Annotated in this window: 21 protein-coding genes; 11 read left to right on the top strand and 10 right to left on the bottom strand. The window is 68.5% G+C overall.

Annotated features, from left to right (window positions below):
- Positions 1-2: 2 nt before the first annotated feature.
- A complete protein-coding gene (locus ACLJRM_RS00240; RefSeq protein WP_101606525.1) occupies positions 3-410 on the top strand; it encodes an HIT family protein in 408 nt (135 codons plus the stop codon).
- Here the strand turns inward: ACLJRM_RS00240 and ACLJRM_RS00235 are convergent.
- Positions 401-1351, bottom strand: coding sequence for an RNA polymerase subunit sigma-70 (locus tag ACLJRM_RS00235; protein WP_369862480.1), 951 nt, complete (start codon positions 1349-1351; stop codon positions 401-403). The genes ACLJRM_RS00240 and ACLJRM_RS00235 overlap by 10 nt on opposite strands.
- A 59-nt stretch (positions 1352-1410) precedes the next feature.
- On the opposite strand from ACLJRM_RS00235, the gene ACLJRM_RS00230 reads away from it, so the two are divergent.
- Positions 1411-1791 (top strand): nuclear transport factor 2 family protein, encoded by a 381-nt coding sequence (locus ACLJRM_RS00230; protein WP_101606523.1) that lies wholly within the window; start codon positions 1411-1413, stop codon positions 1789-1791.
- Positions 1792-1838: 47 nt separating this feature from the next.
- On the opposite strand, the gene ACLJRM_RS00225 is transcribed toward ACLJRM_RS00230, so the two are convergent.
- Positions 1839-3020, bottom strand: coding sequence for a DUF222 domain-containing protein (locus ACLJRM_RS00225; RefSeq protein WP_410661865.1), 1182 nt, complete (start codon positions 3018-3020; stop codon positions 1839-1841).
- A gap of 67 nt (positions 3021-3087) precedes the next feature.
- Positions 3088-3555 carry a MarR family transcriptional regulator gene (locus ACLJRM_RS00220; RefSeq protein WP_410661864.1) on the bottom strand — a complete coding sequence of 156 codons (468 nt, stop codon included), beginning with the start codon at positions 3553-3555 and terminating at the stop codon, positions 3088-3090.
- Positions 3556-3734: 179 nt separating this feature from the next.
- Here ACLJRM_RS00220 and ACLJRM_RS00215 point away from each other — a divergent pair, with 179 nt between their 5' ends.
- Both ACLJRM_RS00215 and ACLJRM_RS00210 read left to right on the top strand, forming a co-directional pair.
- Positions 3735-4781, top strand: a complete 1047-nt coding sequence (locus ACLJRM_RS00215) for a fatty acid desaturase family protein (protein WP_101606521.1) — start codon at positions 3735-3737, stop codon at positions 4779-4781.
- Between the two features lie 31 nt (positions 4782-4812).
- The gene (locus ACLJRM_RS00210) at positions 4813-5166 is read left to right on the top strand and encodes a transcriptional regulator (protein WP_101606520.1); all 354 of its coding nucleotides are present in this window, start codon (positions 4813-4815) and stop codon (positions 5164-5166) included.
- Here ACLJRM_RS00210 and ACLJRM_RS00205 read toward each other — a convergent pair.
- The 6 genes from ACLJRM_RS00205 to ACLJRM_RS00180 form a co-directional block, all read right to left on the bottom strand.
- On the bottom strand, positions 5154-6287 hold the full coding sequence (locus ACLJRM_RS00205) for a S8 family peptidase (RefSeq protein WP_410662426.1): 1134 nt from the start codon (positions 6285-6287) through the stop codon (positions 5154-5156). The genes ACLJRM_RS00210 and ACLJRM_RS00205 overlap by 13 nt on opposite strands.
- Positions 6288-6430: 143 nt before the next feature.
- A complete protein-coding gene (gene hsaB / locus ACLJRM_RS00200; RefSeq protein WP_410661863.1) occupies positions 6431-6997 on the bottom strand; it encodes a 3-hydroxy-9,10-secoandrosta-1,3,5(10)-triene-9,17-dione monooxygenase reductase subunit in 567 nt (188 codons plus the stop codon).
- Complete coding sequence (hsaC, locus tag ACLJRM_RS00195) at positions 6994-7908, bottom strand: iron-dependent extradiol dioxygenase HsaC (RefSeq protein WP_101606517.1); 915 nt, start codon at positions 7906-7908, stop codon at positions 6994-6996. The genes hsaB and hsaC overlap by 4 nt, the downstream gene beginning before the upstream one ends.
- Positions 7908-8756, bottom strand: a complete 849-nt coding sequence (gene hsaD, locus ACLJRM_RS00190) for a 4,5:9,10-diseco-3-hydroxy-5,9,17-trioxoandrosta-1(10),2-diene-4-oate hydrolase (protein WP_101606516.1) — start codon at positions 8754-8756, stop codon at positions 7908-7910. Before hsaD ends, hsaC begins: the two co-directional genes overlap by 1 nt.
- Positions 8756-9931: a 3-hydroxy-9,10-secoandrosta-1,3,5(10)-triene-9,17-dione monooxygenase oxygenase subunit gene (gene hsaA / locus ACLJRM_RS00185; protein ID WP_101606515.1), complete on the bottom strand. Its 1176-nt coding sequence runs from the start codon at positions 9929-9931 to the stop codon at positions 8756-8758. Before hsaA ends, hsaD begins: the two co-directional genes overlap by 1 nt.
- A 43-nt stretch (positions 9932-9974) precedes the next feature.
- Complete coding sequence (locus tag ACLJRM_RS00180; protein WP_410661862.1) at positions 9975-11573, bottom strand: FAD-binding protein; 1599 nt, start codon at positions 11571-11573, stop codon at positions 9975-9977.
- Between the two features lie 99 nt (positions 11574-11672).
- On the opposite strand from ACLJRM_RS00180, the gene kstD reads away from it, so the two are divergent.
- The 7 genes from kstD (at position 11673) to ACLJRM_RS00145 (ending at position 18165) form a co-directional block, all read left to right on the top strand.
- Complete coding sequence (gene kstD, locus ACLJRM_RS00175; RefSeq protein WP_410661861.1) at positions 11673-13343, top strand: 3-oxosteroid 1-dehydrogenase; 1671 nt, start codon at positions 11673-11675, stop codon at positions 13341-13343.
- Complete coding sequence (locus ACLJRM_RS00170) at positions 13340-14479, top strand: Rieske 2Fe-2S domain-containing protein (RefSeq protein WP_101606512.1); 1140 nt, start codon at positions 13340-13342, stop codon at positions 14477-14479. The genes kstD and ACLJRM_RS00170 overlap by 4 nt, the downstream gene beginning before the upstream one ends.
- Positions 14476-14736, top strand: a complete 261-nt coding sequence (locus ACLJRM_RS00165) for a hypothetical protein (RefSeq protein ID WP_101606511.1) — start codon at positions 14476-14478, stop codon at positions 14734-14736. The genes ACLJRM_RS00170 and ACLJRM_RS00165 overlap by 4 nt, the downstream gene beginning before the upstream one ends.
- Positions 14733-15758, top strand: coding sequence for a ferredoxin--NADP reductase (locus ACLJRM_RS00160; RefSeq protein ID WP_101606510.1), 1026 nt, complete (start codon positions 14733-14735; stop codon positions 15756-15758). The genes ACLJRM_RS00165 and ACLJRM_RS00160 overlap by 4 nt, the downstream gene beginning before the upstream one ends.
- A gap of 9 nt (positions 15759-15767) precedes the next feature.
- Entirely contained in the window at positions 15768-16631 is an 864-nt protein-coding gene (locus tag ACLJRM_RS00155; protein WP_101606509.1) for a MaoC/PaaZ C-terminal domain-containing protein, read from the top strand.
- Between the two features lie 52 nt (positions 16632-16683).
- A complete protein-coding gene (locus ACLJRM_RS00150) occupies positions 16684-17433 on the top strand; it encodes a class I SAM-dependent methyltransferase (RefSeq protein WP_101606508.1) in 750 nt (249 codons plus the stop codon).
- Between the two features lie 273 nt (positions 17434-17706).
- On the top strand, positions 17707-18165 hold the full coding sequence (locus tag ACLJRM_RS00145) for a riboflavin kinase (RefSeq protein WP_101606507.1): 459 nt from the start codon (positions 17707-17709) through the stop codon (positions 18163-18165).
- Between the two features lie 2 nt (positions 18166-18167).
- Here ACLJRM_RS00145 and ACLJRM_RS00140 read toward each other — a convergent pair whose 3' ends face one another.
- On the bottom strand, positions 18168-18737 hold the full coding sequence (locus tag ACLJRM_RS00140) for a DUF5134 domain-containing protein (RefSeq protein WP_410661860.1): 570 nt from the start codon (positions 18735-18737) through the stop codon (positions 18168-18170).
- Positions 18738-18796: the final 59 nt, after the last annotated feature.

Here is an 18796-nt window from a genome sequence, read left to right as displayed (position 1 = left end):
CGGTGGACTGTGCGATCTGCGCCAAACACCGGGGCGAGGGGCCCCTCGTGGGGCCGGTCGTCTGGGCGGACGACGTACTCGTCGTTTCACATCGCCCGGGTGAGTTCCCCGGGTATCTGTTCGTGGAGACTCGGCGGCACGTGGCCGCACTGGACGAACTGACTTCGGAAGAGGTCTCGGCGGTCTCGCGGGCGGCCTGGTGCGCGGCTCGCGGCCTGCGGGCGGAACTGGCTCCGGAGCACGTGTTCTCCGCCATCGCCGGACGGAGTGTCGCTCACTTCCATCAGCACGTTTTCGCGCGGCATCGGGGAACGCCCACTGAAATCGGGTGGATGGACGGTCCCTCGTGGACGGGTGCGCCGGTCATGGACATCGAGGCGCTCTGCGGTCGTTTGGCGAGCTACTTCTGAGCCAGGAACCGGGTGATGGCACGAATGCGGTCGCCGTCGAGGGTGAGGACCATCAACCCGGCCGGTGCCTCGCCGTGCCGGCAGTCGAAGGCAGGCTGGTTGTTCGCCCGGGTCGGCGTCATCGTGAAGCCCTCCGGGACCGGCACGGCCATGGTCACGCGGAGGAAGCCGGCGATCGCGTCGAGGCCGTGGTACTCGTGCGGCGCCGGCGGCATGGCGAGCCACGCGTCGTCGGTGAGCAAGCCGAGGACGCCGTCGAGATCGCCCTCGGTGAAGGCATCGGCGAACCGCCTGGTCAGCTCGCGCTCCTGGGGTGACGGCCGGTGCCCGGCGCCGTCACGATGCTTGTCGAGTGAGGCGCGGGCGCGCTGGAGGATGCCCTTGACCGCGGTTTCGGTGGTGCCGAGCATGCTCGCGACCTCGCCTGCGGGGAAGCACAGAACGTCCCGCAGGACGAGGGCGGCGGCCTGTCTCGGTGGGAGGAGCTGGAGGCCGGTGACGAAGGCGAGCTCGATCGCCTCCCTCGCGCTGTAGCGCGCTTCGGGGCCGGGCTCGCTGTCGGCGACGCGCTCGAGGAGTTCGTCCGGGTACGGCTGCAGCCAGGTCATCTCGCCGCGGAGGCTGGGCTCCGGCGGGTCGAACGGGGGCACCGGTTCAGGGGGACGGCGGCGGCCCGCGTCCCGCAGGGCGTTGAGGCAGCGGTTGGTGGCGATGCGGTACAGCCAGGTGCGGAGCGACGAGCGCCCTTCGAAGTCGTCGAGGCCGCGCCAGGCGGCGAGCAGCGTCTCCTGAACCGCGTCCTCGGCGTCGGTGAGGGAGCCGAGGATCCGGTAACAGTGCAGATGCAGCTCGTGCCGATAGGTGTCGGTGAGCTTGCGAAACGCCTGGTCGTCCGTTTTCCTCACGGGCGCGATCCTGTCACGACCTTTTTCGCGGCGCACCGTTCCGTTTCGGGTGGGGACGGTGTCTGACGGGGTGAAGGTCGACGAAAGGAACCATCATGACCAGTCCGGCTTTGGACGTCGCGCTCTCCTACCACCGGGCGTGGACCGGCAGTGCCTTGGAGAAAGACTTCGAGAAGGCGATGACCTACGTCGCCGACGACGTCGTCTGCCACACTCCCGCCGGGCAGCTTTCCGGCGCGGAAGCGTTTCGCGGGTTCATGGGCCCGTTCACCGAGATCCTGACCGGGTCGACCCTGCTTTCGGCGTTCGGGGACGAGACGACGGCGCTGCTGATGTACGACACCGCGACGCTGCCGGTGGCGAGTGCGCCCGGGGCTGAGCTGGTGACCGTGCGGGAGGGGAAGATCGTGGAGCTGCGGATCGTGTTCGACCGGGCGCCCTTTGATGCGGCGCGGGCGACGGCTGCCGGGGCGTAGGCCGGAGAGTCTGCGTGCTCGACTAGGTGTGAGGACGTTCGTCTCGTTCAGAAGGGCGGGGTATCGTCCTCCGGCTCCGGGCGTGGGTCGTGGAGTGGTTCCGGTGTCGCGTCGTAGGTGCGTCCGGACGGGGTGGTGATGGTCATGCCGCCGTCGCCGGTGGGCGTCGCGGACCAGCCGGGTTCCTCCTTGAGGAGATTGTGGATCTTGCACGCTCCGCGGCAGTTGTGGTGATCGGTCCTGCCGTTCCGCGCCCGGGGAATGATGTGGTCGATCTCGGAGAACTCCGCCGGACGGTGGCAGCCGGGATGCGTGCATTCCCGGTCCCGCGCCTTGATCAACCGGGCCAGCGAGGCCGGTGACCGGTACTTGTCGGCACCGGCCTCCAGGAGTTGCCCGGTGGCGGGGTCGGTGATCAGCCGCGACCAGGTCGAGCCGGGATCGGAGGCGATCTCCCGCACGAGCCAGTCGGGGATGGGCCCGTAACCGGCCAGGGTCGCGGGATCCTCGCGAGCGCCCGCCAGAGTCAAGAAGTCGACGTAGACATGGATGTGCGCGCGAGGCTTTCCGTGCCCGTCCTCGGCCAGAAGCCGCTCGGCGAACACGTCCGCGCGATGCTGATCCAGGGTCCGGGACTTGTCCCGTGCCCGGCGCGCCTGCGCGGCGCTGCTCATCGACGCGTAAATCGAACTCGCCACCTCGGAAGGCAGAAGACCGGAGAGAGTCGACATGGTCTCGTCTTCGTGGTCCAGCGAGAGATGTCGTCGCGCGCGTTTCTTTTCCGCCCGTTCCTTGTAGCCCGCCCGGTCGAACTTCTGCACCGCGCCGTTCACCGATTTGCGGATCGCCCCGGGGTCACGCCCGGCGAGCCGGTTGGCCATGAACGCGTCCACCTGCGCGGCGATCTCGTCCGAGACTTCGCGGGTCAACTGACTGACCTTTGACGCCTTGTACAGATCGATGTCACCTTTCTCCAGCGCCGCCAACGTGTTCGGCAAGCGCGCCACGAGAGAGCAGGACGTTTCGACCAGCAGGGAGGCTTGATTGCGAGAGACCGAGAAGCACAGGGCGACCTCCTCGGTCACCGATCTTCGCGAACCACCCGCAGCGGCGAACTCCGCTATGAACCGCACCTGACGACCCTGTGTCCGACGAAGCGAGACTTCTTCGTCGTAGGCGGAATCGAGAAGGCGAGCGGCTTTCGGATTGAAAACAAGGGTAGTGGTCATGTCCATGATCATACTCGAACGTGCGTTCGATCACCACTGAACGCGTGGGTTTCAGCATCGAGCTCTTCTACGAGACCGTCCCACCCGCATTGCGGATCAGCCGTTGAAGCACCTTCACCGTCGTGACGTAGTCCGTATCCTCGATACCTTCATGAAGGGCGGCACGAATAGCGGGAGCGTTACGCGCGAGATCGACGCGAGCCTGCTCCCCCTCCTCGGTGAGCCATAGCCGGTTCTCGGTGTCCCAGGTCACCCAGCCACGCTCCACGAGCGCTTCGGCCTCCACCGCCAGATCGTCCTCGGGGCGAATATAGGAGACCATCGCCTCTCGCAGTTCGGCCAAAGTCATTCCCCGGCCGTCGGGTGAGATGTCGTTCGCCGACAGGTTGCGCAGCAGCCAGAACTGCGGCTGGGTATAGCCCTTTTCGGCCTGCCGAGCCCGGGTGAACGCGATGAGCGCTTCGTAAGCGACACCGGTCCAATACGCGGCCGGCTGTCCGGCCAGCTCGACGTCGGACATCTGCCGAGTCGTCATGTCGTGTCTCCTCCGGGTACTTCCGTGCGGGTCATGCTGATGACGGTAGAACCTCCAGCGCGGTCAAGGTCAAGCTCTGCCGCAGGCGCCCACGCCGGGCCAAGGTAGGGCCAACCCCCGCACCGACCCACCGGCCCACCACATTCACCCAGCCCCCACCCTCGGCCAGACTCACAACGGTGACCGCAAACCTCCGCACAGGCAGCGATTTCGCCCGCCTGTCCCGCCGCGTCAGCGAAGCGGGCCTCCTCGACCGCCGTCCCGGCTACTACGTCTTCCGCATCGGCCTGGTCGCCACCCTCTTCGTCGCCGGCTGGGTCGCCTTCTTCGCGATCGGGGATTCCTGGTGGCAGCTGGGGATCGCCGTCTTCCAGGCGGTGATGTTCGGCCAGATCGCCTTGCTGTCGCACGATCTCGCGCACCGTCAGGTGTTCCGGACCCGCCGTCCGAGTGAGATCGCGGGCCGGATCGCCGGGAATCTCGGTGTCGGCATGAGTTACGGCTGGTGGATGGACAAGCACACCCGTCACCACGCGAACCCGAACCACGAGGACCTCGACCCCGACGTCGATCCGGACATCCTCGTGTGGTCGAAGGACCAAGCGAGGGCCAGCAAGGGACTTCCGCGGTTCATCGGCCGCTACCAGGCTTTCCTGTTCTTCCCGCTGCTCACGCTCGAAGGCCTGAACCTGCACTTCTCCGGTATCCGCGCGGTCTCGAAGCCGGGCATCCGGCGGCGCGGGATCGAAGCGGCCTTGCTGCTGGCGCATTTCGCGCTCTACTTCAGCGCGCTGCTCGTCGTCCTCTCCCCCGGCAAGGCACTCGTCTTCTTCATCGTCCACAAAGCACTGTGGGGTGTCTACATGGGATCGATCTTCGCGCCCAACCACAAGGGGATGCCGATCCTGTCCGGCGAAACCGAACTCGACTTCCTCCGCAAGCAGGTGCTCACGTCGCGCAACGTCCGCGGCGGCAGGGTGGTCGACGTCGCGCTCGGCGGGCTCAACTACCAGATCGAGCACCATCTGTTCCCGAGTATGCCGTCGCCGCACCTTCGCCGCGCCCGGCCCATCGTCCAAGGATACTGCGCGGAAATCGGCGTCCCGTATCACGAGACGGGGCTGATCGAGTCGTACCGGCTCGCGTTGCGCAGCCTGCACGAAGCGGGTGAGCCGATCCGACTTTCGGAGGGTTCACCGGCTGAGACGACCGCCGGGCGCCGTTGACACTCCAGATACGGCTTCTTACTTTCAGTGCATGACGCCCCCGCAGATCTTCCCCGGCGCCACCCTGCATCCAGAACCGTTCCCGCCGGCCCTGCGCGCGGCGATCACGGCCAGCGGGCTCCCGCTGGACCGGATCCGCCACCGCCTGGAGCTCCGCGGCGTCACCATCAGTGTGCCGACGCTGAGCCATTGGCAGTCCGGCAGACGCAGACCGGAACGCCCGGAATCCCTCCGGGCGCTCGCCGAACTGGAACAACTTCTGGCCCTGCCGCCGTTGGCTTTGCGTTCGCTGCTCGGCCCGCCCCGGCCACGGGGACGAAAAAGCTCGGTCCCGGCGCAACGCCGGGACCGAGCCACCACCACCGAGGGAACCTACCCGACGTAGAGCGTGCGGTTCGGGCTACCGCTACCGGGGTTGGTCACCAGCCCCGGAGTCGAGGCGCCGATCAGCGCCTGAGCCACCTGGGCCGCGGTGGCCCCGGTGTGCGAAGACAGGTACAGCGCCGCGGCACCGGCCACGTGCGGAGCGGCGAACGAGGTGCCGTTACCGGTGTAGGTCGCGGTGTCGTTGTCCTTCCAGGCCGAGGTGATCGAGACGCCCGGCGCGAACAGGTCGATCACGGAACCGTAGTTGGAGAAGGAAGCGCGGCGGTCGGTGCGGTCCGCCGCGGCGACCGTGAGCGCTTCGGTCACCCTGGCGGGCGAGGTGTTGGCGGCGTTGACGTTCGAATTACCCGCGGCGACCGCCCAGGTGATCCCCGCCTTGATGGAGTTCCGCACCGCGGTGTCCAACGCGGTCGACGCGCCGCCACCGAGGCTGGCGTTGGCCACGGCGGGCTTCTTGGCGTTCTGGGTGATCCAGTTGACGCCCGAGATCACGCCCGCGGTCGTGCCGCTGCCGTCGGAACCGAGGACCCGCACCGGGTACAGCGAAGCACCCTTGGCGACACCGTATTTCGCGCCGGCGATCGTGCCCGCGACATGTGTGCCGTGACCGTAACCGTCGTCCGCGTTCGTGTCATTGTCGACGAAATCGTAGCCCTGCTTCACCCGGCCGCCGAAATCGGTGTGGCTGGCGCGAATACCGGTGTCGAGAACGTAGACGTTCACATTCGACGCGGTCGTCGAGTAATTGTACTTGTTGTCCAGCGGAAGATTGCGCTGATCGATGCGGTCGAGCCCCCAAGACGGCGGATTCGTCTGCGTCGCCTCGGCGCGCACCACCTTGTTCTGCTCGACGAAGGCGACCGCCGGGTCGGCCGCGAGGCGCTTGGCCTGCCGCTCGCCCAGCGCCACCGAGAAACCGCTGATGCCCTGCGTGTACTGCCGTCCGATGGCCCCGCCGAACTTGCTTGCCAGCGAAGGCTTGTCGACGGTGGTTCCGTCCTTGAGCACGACGATGTAGCTGTCGGCGATGGCGCCTTCCGCACCGGCGCCGACGATCGAGCCCTCGGCGGCCTGCGCCGGCGTCACCCCGGCCAAGACCGTGACGACGGCGGCGGCCAAGCCGATTCCGGCCAGTCTGCGAGAATTCCCGTTCACGTTGCTGTCCCCATTCCTTGGTGAGCTTCCGGTGAAAACGCTAAGCGGAAGCAACAGGAAAGGACAGCTTTACATTTTTTCGTTTATACGGTTATCCAGTTATACGTTTACAACCAATCATCGGGACGCGGCCACGGCATGAGCGCGGCGAGCGCGTCGGTCACCGGTTCCGTCACGGTGTACCGCCCGCGGTGGAACAGCAGCGGCCGGTCATCGGACAGTTCCCCGAGCGCGGTGACCCTGCCGACGACGACGTAGTGGTCTCCCGCCTCGTGCACGGCTTCGAGCGTGCAGTCGATCCACGTCAAAGCCCCTGTCAGCAAAGGAGATCCGGACGGCGAGGGGGTCCAGTCGACCGACGCGAACTTGTCCGCGCCCCGCGACCCGAACACCGCGCTGACGTCCTGCTGGTGTTCGGCGAGCACGTTGACCGCGAACCGACCGGACTCGACCAGCACCGCCCAGGTCCGGGAAGTCTTGGCGGGACAGAACAAGACCAGCGGCGGATCCAGGGAAAGCGCCGCGAACGACTGGCACGCGAACCCTACCGGTGCCCGGCCGTCGTGCCCGGTCACCACGGCGACGCCGGTACAGAAGTGCCCGAGCACCGAACGGAACCGGGCGGGCTCGATATCCGCGGCGATCTCGGGATCGACGTCCGTCACCCGGGTCACGACTGACCCGGAGGCCGGGCGCCGACTGAAAAGTCGTGTCCCCACAAGGAAACCGCCGTACTCTCTCGGGCGATCCAGCTCTCGTCGTCCACTTGCCTTCCCTCGCAGCCGTATTCGATGTCGAATCCGCCGGGGGTCTTCATGTAGAACGAGAGCATCAGATCGTTGACGTGCCGCCCGAGGGTGGCCGACATCGGCACCTTCCGGCGGATGGCCCGGTCGAGGCAGAGGCCGACGTCGTCGGTGTTCTCCACTTCGACCATGAGGTGCACGATGCCGCTCGGAGTCGGCATCGGCAGGAACGCGAGACTGTGGTGACGCGGGTTGCAGCCGAAGAACCGCAGCCACGCGGGCGCGCCGTCGGCGGGCCTGCCGACCATCTGCGGCGGCAGTTTCATCGAGTCCCGCAACCGGAATCCGAGGACGTCGCGGTAGAACCGCAGCGCCGCTTCGTCGTCGTGTGTGGACAGTACGACGTGCCCGAGCCCCTGCTCGCCGGTCACGAACTTGTGCCCGTACGGGCTCACCACGCGCCGATGCTGCAACGCCACGCCGTGGAAGACTTCCAGCGTGTTGCCGGAAGGGTCCTCGAAGGACACCAGGCCGTCGACGCGGCGATCGGCGAGCTGATCCGGGGTGCCTTCCTTGTACGGCACGGAGTTCGCGTCGAGCGAGTCCCGGATCTCGTCGAGCTCACCGGCGGTGGCGACCTCCCAGCCCGCCACGGCGAGCCTGTCGTGCTCGCCGGGGAAGATGACCAGCCGAGCCGGGAAGTCGTCCATGCGCAGGTAAAGCGCTTCCGGGTTCGTCCCGGATCCCTCGACCATGCCGAGGACTTTCAGCCCGTATTCACGCCACGCGGCCATGTCGGTGGCTTCGATGCGGAGGTAGGCGAGCGAACGGATACCCATCAGGAGGCTCCCAGGAAGTCGAGTGCCAGCCGGTTGAACTCGTCGAACTTCTCCAGCTGCGCCCAGTGGCCGCAGCCGCCGAACACGTGCAGCTGAGCCCGCGGGATCGTCTTGAGCGCGAGCAGGGCGCCGTCGAGCGGATTGACCCGGTCTTCGCGGCCCCAGATGAGCAGCACACGCTGACGGAGGCGGTGCGCCTCACGCCACAGCATGCCTTCCTCGTAGGTGTCGGGCTGGGCGAACGACTTGCCCATCGCCTTCATCGCCGCGAGGGACTCCGGCGCGCTCGCGGCGGCGAACCGCTCGTCGATCAGTTCGTCGGTGATCAAGGACTGGTCGTGCACCATGATCCGCAGGAAGGCTTCGAGCTTTTCCCGGCTGGGCCCCGGCGGGGCGCTGAACCGGCCCAGGTTCTTGATGCCCTCGGTGGGATCGGGTGCGAACAGGTTGAGGCTCAACCCGCCCGGCCCCATCAGCACCAGCCGTCCGGCGCGTTGCGGATGGTTCAGCGCGAGCCGGACGGAAGCCCCTCCGCCGAGCGAGTTGCCCACGAAATGCGCCCGCTCGATGCCGAGTTCGTCCATCAGCCCGACGACGGCGTCCGCGCTGTGGCGGAAGTACTGCGGATGCTCGGTCGGCTTGTCCGACCGGCCGAACCCCGGCTGGTCGATCGCCAGTGTGCGGTAGTTCTTGGCGAAGACCGGCAGGTTGCGGCCGAAGTTGCTCCACGCCGACGCGCCGGGGCCGCCGCCGTGCAGGAGGATCACCGTCTCCGGATGCTCCACGCCCGCTTCGTGGTAGTGCAGCTTCAGTCCACCTCGGACGGTGGCGTACTTGCCTTCGGTCATCAGACCATCGCATTCTCGACGGGCAGCCCGAAGGCGCCGGTTCCGAACATGACGTAGGCGCGCTCGGCGTCGTTCGCCGCGTGCACGCGGCCGGCGTGGGCGTCGCGCCAGAACCGCTGGATCGGAGTTCCGGCCTGCAAGGCGCGACCGCCGGAGTTCTCGAAGAGCCTGTCGATCGCGAAGATCGCGCGTTCCGTGCCGCGGACCTGGTCACGCCGGACCCTCAGCCGCGTGGGGAACGGCAGCTTCTCCCCCTTGCACGCCAGCTGGTAGAGCTCGTCGATGTTGTGCGTCAGCTGGAGCCAGGCCGCGTCGATCTCGCTCGCCGCCTCGGCGATCCGCACCTTGGCGAACGGGTCCTCTTTGGACTGTTCGCCCGCGTACGCCGCGCGCACCCGCTTGCCCTGGTACTCGACGTGCGCGTCGTAGGCACCCTGTGCCATCCCGATGATGGGCGCGGTGATCGTGCTCGGATGCACCGAACCGTACGGGAGCTTGTACAGCGGCCCGGGGTTGAGCTCCTGGCCGGGCGTCTTGCACTTCGACGTCGCGATGAAGCTGAGCGCGCGGTGCTTCGGGACGAAGACGTCGTTCACGATGATGTCGTTGGACCCGGTGCCGCGCAGGCCCACGGTGTCCCAGACGTCTTCGATCGTGTAGTCGCCGATCGGCACCAGGTAGGTACAGAAGTCGACGGGTTTGCCGTCCTTGAACACCGGCCCGCCCAGCAGCACCCAGGTCGCGTGGTCGCAGCCGGAGGAGAAACTCCAGCGGCCGCTGAGCCGGTAGCCGCCGTCGACGACGTCCGCCTTGCCCATCGGCGCGTAGGAAGAGGAGATCCGGACGTCGTGGTCGTCGCCCCAGACGTCCTGCTGCGCCTGCGCCTCGAACAGGCCGAGGTGCCACGGGTGGACGCCGAGGATGGAGGCGACCCAGCCCGTGGAGCCGCACGCGCTCGCGACGAGTTTGACGGCGGTGTAGAAGCTCACCGGGTCGGCTTCGAGACCGCCGAACGTCTTCGGCTGCAGCAGTTTGAAGAACCCGGTCTCCTGCAGGGACTTGACGGACTCCTCGGGAACGCGCCGGGCGTCCTCCGCCTCCTGCGCCCGTTCCCGCAGGACCGGCAGCAGCTCCCGGATCCCCGCGATCACGTCCTGCGCGGCGTGCTCGCTCATATGCGTTCCCTCTCTCGCCGTACTCCGTGAACCGGATCCAAGACTAGAACACGTTCTCGTTTTTGTCGACCGATCCCCGGTCGAGCGCACTGTGCGCTCCAGCACGCCGCCCGGAAAACACGCAGTCGGCCAGCGACAGACCGCTCACATAGGACCTAGAACAGATTCCCACCGCGGTCCGGCCTGCCGCGTACAGCCCGCGAATCGGGGCGCCGGAGGAGCCCCGCACGGCGCCGGTCTCCTCGTCGACGACCAGGCCGCCCAGCGTCAGCATCGGGCACGGATAGCCGAGGTTGGGCCGGATCGAGACGTCGATCAGCGAGTACGGCGCCCGGTCCAGCGGGCGCGCGAACTCCGCAGGTTTGCCCGTCGGATCCGCGCCGGAACGCGAGGCCTCGACACTGGCGACCAGCCCTCCGGGGTCGACGCCCGCCTTGCGCGCGACGTCTTCGAGCGAACCGGCGACGACCCGTTGCCGCAGCAGGTAGCGCACTTGAAGTCCTTGGAACCACTGGCTTTGCTTCCGCGCGTCACGGCGCACGTCGCGCACGATGGCGTCGTCGACCAGCAGCCAGCCCCGCCCGCCGTGCCCGGTGATCATGCGTTCGCCGACGGCCGCGCCGTAGCGGGTTTCGTCGATGATCCGCCCGCCTTCCTTGCCGACCAGCAGGCCGCCGAGGAACGCGGACGGCGGGGTGATGAACCGCCAGGCGGAAATCCGCCCCAGTTCCGCCGTGGCCCCGCCCGCCTCGACGCCCATCCGGATCCCGGACCCGTCGTCGGCGGAGGTCCCCAGCGCGAGGCCGCCGCGATACGCGGGCGCGTGCTCACGCACCATCTCCCGGTTCGCGATGAACCCGCCCGCCGCGAGGACGACCCCGCGCGAGGCCGAAATCCGCAGCTCACGGCCGTATCGGCGTTCGATCCGCTCCACCCGCCGATGCAGTGACTTCCGCAGCGACGGCACGTAGATCCCCGGCTTGGCGGCGTACGCGGCCAGCTTCCGATGGGCCGCCCGGACCCGCGCGGGCGCGTCCCGCAGGGTGGACACGACGACCCCGGTCACGGTCCCGCTCTCGTCCACGATCAGATTCCGCGCCGCGGTCTGCGGCAGCACCTGGATCCCGCGGCGCCGGACGGCCTCGGCCAGCCTCGCCATCAGCAGCTTCCCCGAGGTCCCCGGGCCTTTGACGCGATGCCCGCGCGGTGCCGGCTTCGCCGCGTCACGGAAGCCGCCCGCCGCCTCGCTTCCCGAGTAGTACAGATAGTGCGCGTCGCTCGGATAGGACGTCTTGTACGGACACAGGCTCCCCTCGAACGGGACACCGTTGCCCTCCAGCCAGGTCACCATCTCCGTACTGCCCGCGCAGAACCGCCGCAGGGTCTCTTCGGAGACGACGTCGCCGACCTCGAGCCGCAGGTAGTCGTACATCGCGTCGACGCTGTCGTCGACACCCGCGTCCCGCTGTTGCGCCGTCCCGCCACCGGCGTAGACGACACCTCCGCTGACGGCGCTCGCGCCACCGCCGGAGAACCGCTCCACGACGAGCACCCGGGCGCCCGCGTCGGCGGCTTCGATCGCCGCACAGGCGCCCGCCGCCCCGAAGCCCACGATCACCACATCCGCGATGAGGGAGTCCATCACCCCACCCTAGAACTAGAACACGTTCTCGTCTATGGTGACTGGAGCAGCGCGGATGCTGCTACATGCTTCCTACAACGTGTTCCAGGTGAGGGGCGTATGGACTACGACGTGATCGTGGCGGGCAGTGGGGCCGCCGGGATGACCGCCGCACTGTCCGCAGCCCACCGGGGACTCGAGGTCCTGGTCGTGGAGAAGGCCGCCCACTTCGGCGGCTCCACCGCGCGGTCCGGCGGCGGCGTCTGGATCCCCGGCAACCACGCCCTGCGGGCGGCCGGGATCGAAGAACCCCCGGAGCGGGCGCACGAGTACCTCGAGTCGATCGTCGGCGACGTCGTCCCGGCGGAACTCCGGTCGGCCTTTCTCGACCGCGGCCCCGAGGTCTTGTCCTTCGTCTGCGACAAGACGCCGCTGCGCTTCCGGTGGGTCCGCGGTTACTCGGACTACCACCCGGAGGCCCCCGGCGGGCGCGCCGGCGGACGGTCGGTCGAACCGGCCGCGCTCGACGGCAACCTGCTCGGGCCGGAGCTGGCGAATCTGGAGCCGCCGTACAGCGCTCCCCCGCTGGGCGCCCCGATCACCCAGGCGGACTACCGGTGGCTGAGCCTGCTCGCCCGGCATCCGCGCGGCATCCTTCGCGTACTCGGTCTCGGTGGCCGCTGGCTGCTGGGCCGGATCCGCCGTCAACGGCTTCTCTCCATGGGGCAAGCGCTTGCGGCCGGCTTGCGGGAGGGTCTGCGGCGGGCCGATGTCCCGGTCTGGCTGAACACGCCGCTGGTGGACCTCAAGGTCGAGGGCGATCGCGTGATCGGCGTCGTGGTCCGCCACGAAGGCGAGGAAAAGCTGATCCGGGCCCGGCTCGGTGTCGTCCTCGGCGCCGGAGGGTTCGAGCGCAACGAGGAGATGCGGGCCAAGTACCAGCGGGCGCCCATCGGCACGGACTGGACCGTCGGCGCCGAAGCCAACACCGGCGACGCCATCGGCGCCGGGCTCAAACTCGGCGCGGCCACCGCTCTGATGGACGACGCCTGGTGGGGCCCGTCCATCCCGCTGACCGGCGGCCCGTGGTTCGCGCTCGCCGAGCGGTCGCGGCCGGGCTGCCTGATGGTCAACGCGCGGGGTGAGCGCTTCGTCAACGAGTCGGCGCCCTACGTCGAGGCCGTGCACGCGATGTACGGCGACGGCGACGGGCCCGGCCGGAACTTCCCGACCTGGCTGGTGTTCGACCAGCGCAACCGCAACCGGTACATGTTCACCGGCCTCGGCCCGCGTCAGCCGCTCCCCGGCCGCTGGTTCAAAGCGGGCATCGCGGTCAAAGCGAGCACGATCGCGAAACTCGCCGAGCGGATCGAGGTCCCGGCCGACGCGCTGGAGTCCACCGTGCGGCGCTTCAACGGCTTCGCGAAAAGCGGCGTGGACGAGGACTTCCACCGCGGGCGCAGCGCGTACGACCACTACTACGGCGATCCGCGGAACAAACCCAATCCGAGCCTGGGCCCGCTGGACGTCGCGCCGTACTACGCGGTGAAGATCGTGCCCGGCGACCTGGGCACCAAGGGCGGTTTGAGGACCGACCCGCACGCGCGTGTCCTGCGCGAGGACGGGTCGGTGATCGACGGGCTTTACGCGGCCGGCAACACGAGCGCGGCGGTGATGGGCCGCACTTACGCGGGCCCCGGCGCGACGATCGGCCCGGCGATGGTGTTCGGCTACCTTGCGGCCGAGCATCTCGCGCAGCAAGATCACACCAAAGCGGGAGGCAGCCGATGACGACGGAATCCGTACGGCAGATCGACGCGGGCGCGCCCCCTTCGCGGTTCGCGCGCGGCTGGCACTGTCTCGGCCTCGCCGAGCCGTTCCGGGACGGGAAGCCGCACGCCATCACGGCGTTCGGGACGAAACTGGTGGTCTTCGCCGACTCGTCCGGCAAGCTGAACGTGCTCGACGGGTACTGCCGCCACATGGGCGGCGACCTCACCCAGGGCGAGGTCAAGGGCGACGAGATCGCCTGCCCGTTCCACGACTGGCGCTGGAACGGCAACGGCAAATGCGTCTCGATCCCCTACGCCAAGCGGGTTCCGCTGCGGGCGCGGACGAAGACGTGGCAAGTGCTGGAGGAGAACAAGCAGCTGTTCGTCTGGCACGATCCGGAAGGCAACCCGCCGCCCGAGGACGTCGTCATCCCGCGCATCGAGGGCGTGTTCAACGGCGAGTGGAGCAACTGGACCTGGGACTCGGTGCTGATCGAGGGCTCCAACTGCCGCGAGATCATCGACAACATGGTCGACATGGCGCACTTCTTCTACATCCACTACGCCTTCCCGACCTACTTCAAGAACGTGTTCGAGGGACATGTCGCCACGCAGTACCTGAACACGAAAGGCCGTCCGGACAAGGGAATGGCGTCCAACTACGGCGGCGAGGAGAACCTGCTGCGGTCCGAGGCGTCGTATTTCGGGCCGTCCTACATGATCAACACGCTGCTCAACACCTACCAGGGTTTCGAGATCGAGAACGTGCTGATCAACTGCCACTACCCGGTCACCGAGAACTCGTTCGTGCTGCAGTGGGGCGTGAGCGTGAAGAAGTTCGAGGGCGTCTCGGACGAGCACGCGGACAAGATCGCCGGGAAGTTCGCCAAGGGCATCGGCGTCGGTTTCCTGCAGGACGTGGAGATCTGGCGCAACAAGACGCGGATCGACAACCCGTTGCTGTGCGAGGAGGACGGGCCGGTCTACCAGCTGCGCCGCTGGTACGACCAGTTCTATGTGGACGCGGCCGACGTCACCGAGGACATGACGCGACGGTTCGAGTTCGAAGTGGACACCAGCCGCGCCAACGAGGTCTGGGCGGCGGAGGTGGCCGACAACCTGGCGCGGCAGCAGGCGGAAGAGGCCGGGGTGTGAAGCCCGAAACCGTCGAGTTCCTCACCGCCGGGCTGCGGCCGCTGAACTGCCGCTCGTGCGGGACCTGTGTGCTGGTCAAGAAGAACAGCATGCAGCACACCAGCATCCAGTGGACGACCGACGCGTCGCGGAGCTGCCCGGTGTTCGCGGCGCAGAAGGCGTCCGGCGCGCAGACGGCGTTGCTCGACACCTGCGGCAACCTCAGCGACAGCATCGACGCCGCGCTGAAGGACGGCCTGCTGGAGGTGCCCGAATGAGCGGTCCCGTCACCGTGACCGTGGCCGAGGTGATCGCCGAGACGGCCGACGCGTCGTCGATCGTGTTCGAGATCCCGGCCGAGCACGCCTCCGTTTTCGCCTACACCCCAGGGCAGTTCCTCACCGTCCGCGTGCCGAGCGAGCGGACCGGGTCGGTGGCCCGCTGTTACTCGCTTTCCAGCGCGCCGCACGAGAACCGGGTCCAGGTCACCGTCAAGCGCACCTCCGACGGCTACGGATCGAACTGGCTCTGCGACAACCTCCGGGCCGGGCAAGAGGTCCAGGTCCTGCCACCCGCCGGGGTGTTCAGCCCCGCGTCGCTCGACGAGGACTTCCTGCTGCTCGCGGGCGGAAGCGGGATCACGCCGGTGATGTCGATCCTGAAGTCCGCGCTGGAACACGGAACCGGCAAGGTGGTCCTGCTCTACGCCAATCGCGACGAAGGATCGGTGATCTTCGCGCGGGAACTGGCGGATCTCAGCGCGAGGTACGCGGACCGGCTGGTCGTGGTGCACTGGCTGGAGAGCCTGCAAGGTCTGCCGACCGAGACGCACCTGCGCGCCCTGGTCACGCCGTACACCGCGCACGAGGCGTTCATCTGCGGCCCGGGTCCGTTCATGGACGCCGCGCGCGCGGTGCTCAAGGAGCTCGGACTGCCGCGCAAACGGATCCATCTGGAGCGTTTCCTGTCCCTCGGCGGGAATCCGTTCGAGGTGGCCGAACCCGTCGTCGCCGAAGAGGCCGAGACCCCTGCGGGAGTCGAGGTCACCCTCGACGGCGAGACCAGGAAGCTCGCGTGGCCGCGCCGGACGAAACTGCTGGACCTGTTGCTGGAAAAGGGTTTCGACGCGCCGTATTCCTGCCGTGAGGGACAGTGCAGCGCGTGCGCCTGCCGGGTCACCTCCGGTGAGGTGAAGATGCTGCACAACGAGGTCCTCGACGGCGACGACATCGCCGAAGGCATCGTGCTGGCGTGTCAGTCCTTGCCGCTGACCGACGAGGTCACCGTCACCTACGAGTAGGAGTTCTTCGTGCCCATCGATCCTTCGGTCGCGATCGGCGCCGACCTCGGCGAGGTGAGTTTCGCCTGGACCGCGTCCGACGTGCAGCTGTACCACCTGGCGCTGGGCGCGGGCTCGGATCCGATGAGCCCGCGGGAGCTGCGCTACACCTACGAGGACGGCCTCCGGGTGCTGCCGACGTTCGCGACCGTGGCCGCGAACCTGCGCGTGTTCGAGCCGCCCGCCGTCTCGTTCCCCGGCGTCGAGGTCGACCTCGGCAAGGTGCTGCACGGCAAACAGGAAGTGATCGCGCACCGGCCGATCCCGGCGTCGGGCAAGGCCGTGGCCAGGACGAGGATCGTCGACGTCTTCGACAAGGGGAAGGCGGCGGTGATCGTGAACGAGACGGTCGCCACCGACGCGGACGGAACTCCACTGTGGACGCTGCGATCGAGCATCTTCGCCCGTGGCGAAGGGGGTTTCGGCGGCGAACGCGGACCGTCCGATCGCGTCGAACTCCCGTCACGGGAACCGGACGCGGTCATCGACACGCCGACGTTGCCGCAGCAGGCCCTCCTCTACCGGCTTTGCGGAGACCGCAACCCGCTGCACGCGGATCCCGCGTTCGCCGCGGCGGCCGGGTTCGGCAAGCCGATCCTGCACGGCCTGTGCACCTACGGCGTCATCGCGAAGGCCGTCACCGACGAGTTCCTCGACGGCGACACCTCGCGCGTCGCCTCGTTCGCGGCCAAGTTCGCCGGCGTCGTCTTCCCCGGCGAACCGCTGCGGACCCGCGTCTGGCGGGAGCCGGCCGGGCTGCTGATCACGACCACCGCGCCGGACCGGGACGAGGCTCCCGTTCTTTCCGACACTTTATTGACCACTACAGACTGAATCCTCGTTCCCGCAGGTAGCGGCTCTGGCTAGACTCGTCCGCGTGCGCCCCTTGATCTCGGACCCGTATGCCGAACTCGGCCGGGATTACGCGCGATCGAGACGTCCGGATCCCCGGATCGCGGCCGCCGTGACCGCCGCGCTCGGCGACGCGCGGTCGGTGGTCAACGTCGGCGCGGGAGCCGGTTCCTACGAGCCGGAAGACCGCGGCGTGATCGCCGTCGAACCGTCGTCGCGGATGATCGGGCAGCGTCCGTTCACCGCGGCCCCCGCCGTCCAGGCTTGCGCGGAAGGGCTCCCCTTCCGTGACGGGGCCTTCGACGTCGCCCTGGCGGTGCTCACCGTGCACCACTGGACGGACGTGACCGCCGGGCTGGCCGAACTGCGGCGGGTGTCCCGCCGCCAGGTGATCGTGACCTGGGACCAGGCGGTGTTCGCGCGGTTCTGGCTGGTGCGGGACTACCTGCCGGAGATCGCCGAACACGAGAGCCGGCTGGCCTGCCTCGACAGGATCGTCGAGGAGCTGAGCGCGGCGGGCGGGACCCCGTCCGTCGCTCCGCTGCCGGTGCCGTCGGACTGCGTCGACGGGTTCCTCGGCGCGTATTGGCGCAGGCCGGAGGCCTACCTGTCCGAACGTGTGCGCGCGGGGATGTCCGGGGTGGCGCTGCTCGACCAGAACGTCGTCGCGGCGGCCGTCGGCCGATTGCGCGCCGACCTCGCCGACGGGCACTGGCACCGGCACCACGTCGGCCTGCTCGGCCGGACCGAGCTGGACCTGGGATACCGGCTCGTCACGACGTGATTCAGCCGGGTGGCGGAGCTGAGATGTCCAGTGGCAAAAGACACCACGCATGAACCCGCCCCGGCCGAAGGCCCCGCTATCGCGGTGGCAGGACGCCCTGTACGCCCATCGCGACGTAGATGACCAGGTAGCGTCCTGCCGACGCCGATCGCGGACGCGGGTTCATCTAGGTGATTCGGTACACAGTGGACACTCTCGTGCCGTGGACGGCGGTCGACCCCGGCTCCGGGTCGTGGTATTCATGGCTTTCGTGACGGCAGGGACGGGGGCGGCATGACGGCGGAGTACTTCGTGGTCCGTGGCCAGGTGGAGAAGGGCGATCAGCGGGGCCGGGAACTGGGCTTCCCGACCGCCAACATCGCGCTGCGCGACCAGGACGGCCAGGTCGGCGACGGAGTGTGGGCGGGCTGGGCCGAGCGCGCGGACGGCACCCGGATCGCGGCCGCGGTCTCGGTCGGCAGGCGGCCGACGTACTACGGCGCGGACGGCTACCGGCTCGTCGAGGCGCACCTGCTGGACTTCGGCGGGAACCTCTACGGCGAGGTGCTGACCGTCTGGCTGGGGCACCACCTGCGGGAACAGCAGGCGTACCCGTCGTCGGAGGCGCTGATCGTCGCGCTGAACAAGGACATCGCCGACGCGGGCAAGTGGGCCGCGGACAACCCGGCCGAGGGCCTTCCCGCCGCCGAGGCGGCCGAAGAGGGTGTGGTCCGGCGCGTACCGGCCTCGTGACGTCAGACGGCCGCTCCCAGCAGCATGTAGCCCATCCCCAGCCCCATCACGACCCGGCACACCCGGCGTGAGACCTGGCCCGCGCCCGTGTCGCCCCGCGCGGCCGAGACACCCGCGCGGATGGCGTCCACCGCGAAATACGCGGCCACGGCGCCGAAAATCAGGGAAAGCCACAGCGCCGAGGTGGTGCCGGGGCCGGACATCACCAGCCACGGCCCGTGCGAGACCTCGCTGTGCGGCATGAACGTCACCATGAACAGCATCGCCGCGGCGGAGACGGCGTGGTGCCCGCACGCCGCGTGCCCGGACCGCCGTCCCTTCCACCACGAGACGGCGAACCAGCCCGCCGTCAGCGCGAGTACCGCCTGCCAGCCGGCGGCGGGAATGGGGCCGCCGACCGGGGACAGCATCGCGACCATGGCGACGACGAGCAGCAGCTCGGCCAGATCACCGTTGCGGACCGACGCGCCGTGGCGTCCGTAGTCCAATCGGACGAGTCTCAGCACGCACGGCAGGACCAAGGCCGCGAACACCGCGGTCAGCGTCCACGCGACGACGATTGGTCCAGACATGGTGCCTCCCAGCCGGTCTCCCCCTCACCGTGGCAGGTACCGCTCTAGTACACCAGCGG

It is taken from the genome of Amycolatopsis sp. lyj-84, assembly GCF_046549075.1.
Classification (GTDB): domain Bacteria; phylum Actinomycetota; class Actinomycetes; order Mycobacteriales; family Pseudonocardiaceae; genus Amycolatopsis.
The sequence above is the reverse complement of the archived record's forward strand: the minus strand, read 5'-3'. Positions and strand labels throughout refer to the sequence as shown.

What these genes read in the sequence shown, in the direction of transcription:
- ACLJRM_RS00160 (WP_101606510.1), top strand. Translation starts at nt 14,733, where the DNA reads ATGAGCGGTCCCGTCACCGTGACCGTGGCCGAGGTGATCGCCGAGACG.
- ACLJRM_RS00230 (WP_101606523.1), top strand. Translation starts at nt 1,411, where the DNA reads ATGACCAGTCCGGCTTTGGACGTCGCGCTCTCCTACCACCGGGCGTGG.
- hsaC (WP_101606517.1), bottom strand. Translation starts at nt 7,908, where the DNA reads ATGGGTATCCGTTCGCTCGCCTACCTCCGCATCGAAGCCACCGACATG.
- ACLJRM_RS00180 (WP_410661862.1), bottom strand. Translation starts at nt 11,573, where the DNA reads ATGGACTCCCTCATCGCGGATGTGGTGATCGTGGGCTTCGGGGCGGCG.
- ACLJRM_RS00225 (WP_410661865.1), bottom strand. Translation starts at nt 3,020, where the DNA reads ATGACCACTACCCTTGTTTTCAATCCGAAAGCCGCTCGCCTTCTCGAT.
- ACLJRM_RS00140 (WP_410661860.1), bottom strand. Translation starts at nt 18,737, where the DNA reads ATGTCTGGACCAATCGTCGTCGCGTGGACGCTGACCGCGGTGTTCGCG.
- ACLJRM_RS00210 (WP_101606520.1), top strand. Translation starts at nt 4,813, where the DNA reads ATGACGCCCCCGCAGATCTTCCCCGGCGCCACCCTGCATCCAGAACCG.
- ACLJRM_RS00170 (WP_101606512.1), top strand. Translation starts at nt 13,340, where the DNA reads ATGACGACGGAATCCGTACGGCAGATCGACGCGGGCGCGCCCCCTTCG.
- ACLJRM_RS00220 (WP_410661864.1), bottom strand. Translation starts at nt 3,555, where the DNA reads ATGACGACTCGGCAGATGTCCGACGTCGAGCTGGCCGGACAGCCGGCC.
- hsaD (WP_101606516.1), bottom strand. Translation starts at nt 8,756, where the DNA reads ATGACCGAAGGCAAGTACGCCACCGTCCGAGGTGGACTGAAGCTGCAC.
- ACLJRM_RS00145 (WP_101606507.1), top strand. Translation starts at nt 17,707, where the DNA reads ATGACGGCGGAGTACTTCGTGGTCCGTGGCCAGGTGGAGAAGGGCGAT.
- hsaA (WP_101606515.1), bottom strand. Translation starts at nt 9,931, where the DNA reads ATGAGCGAGCACGCCGCGCAGGACGTGATCGCGGGGATCCGGGAGCTG.
- kstD (WP_410661861.1), top strand. Translation starts at nt 11,673, where the DNA reads ATGGACTACGACGTGATCGTGGCGGGCAGTGGGGCCGCCGGGATGACC.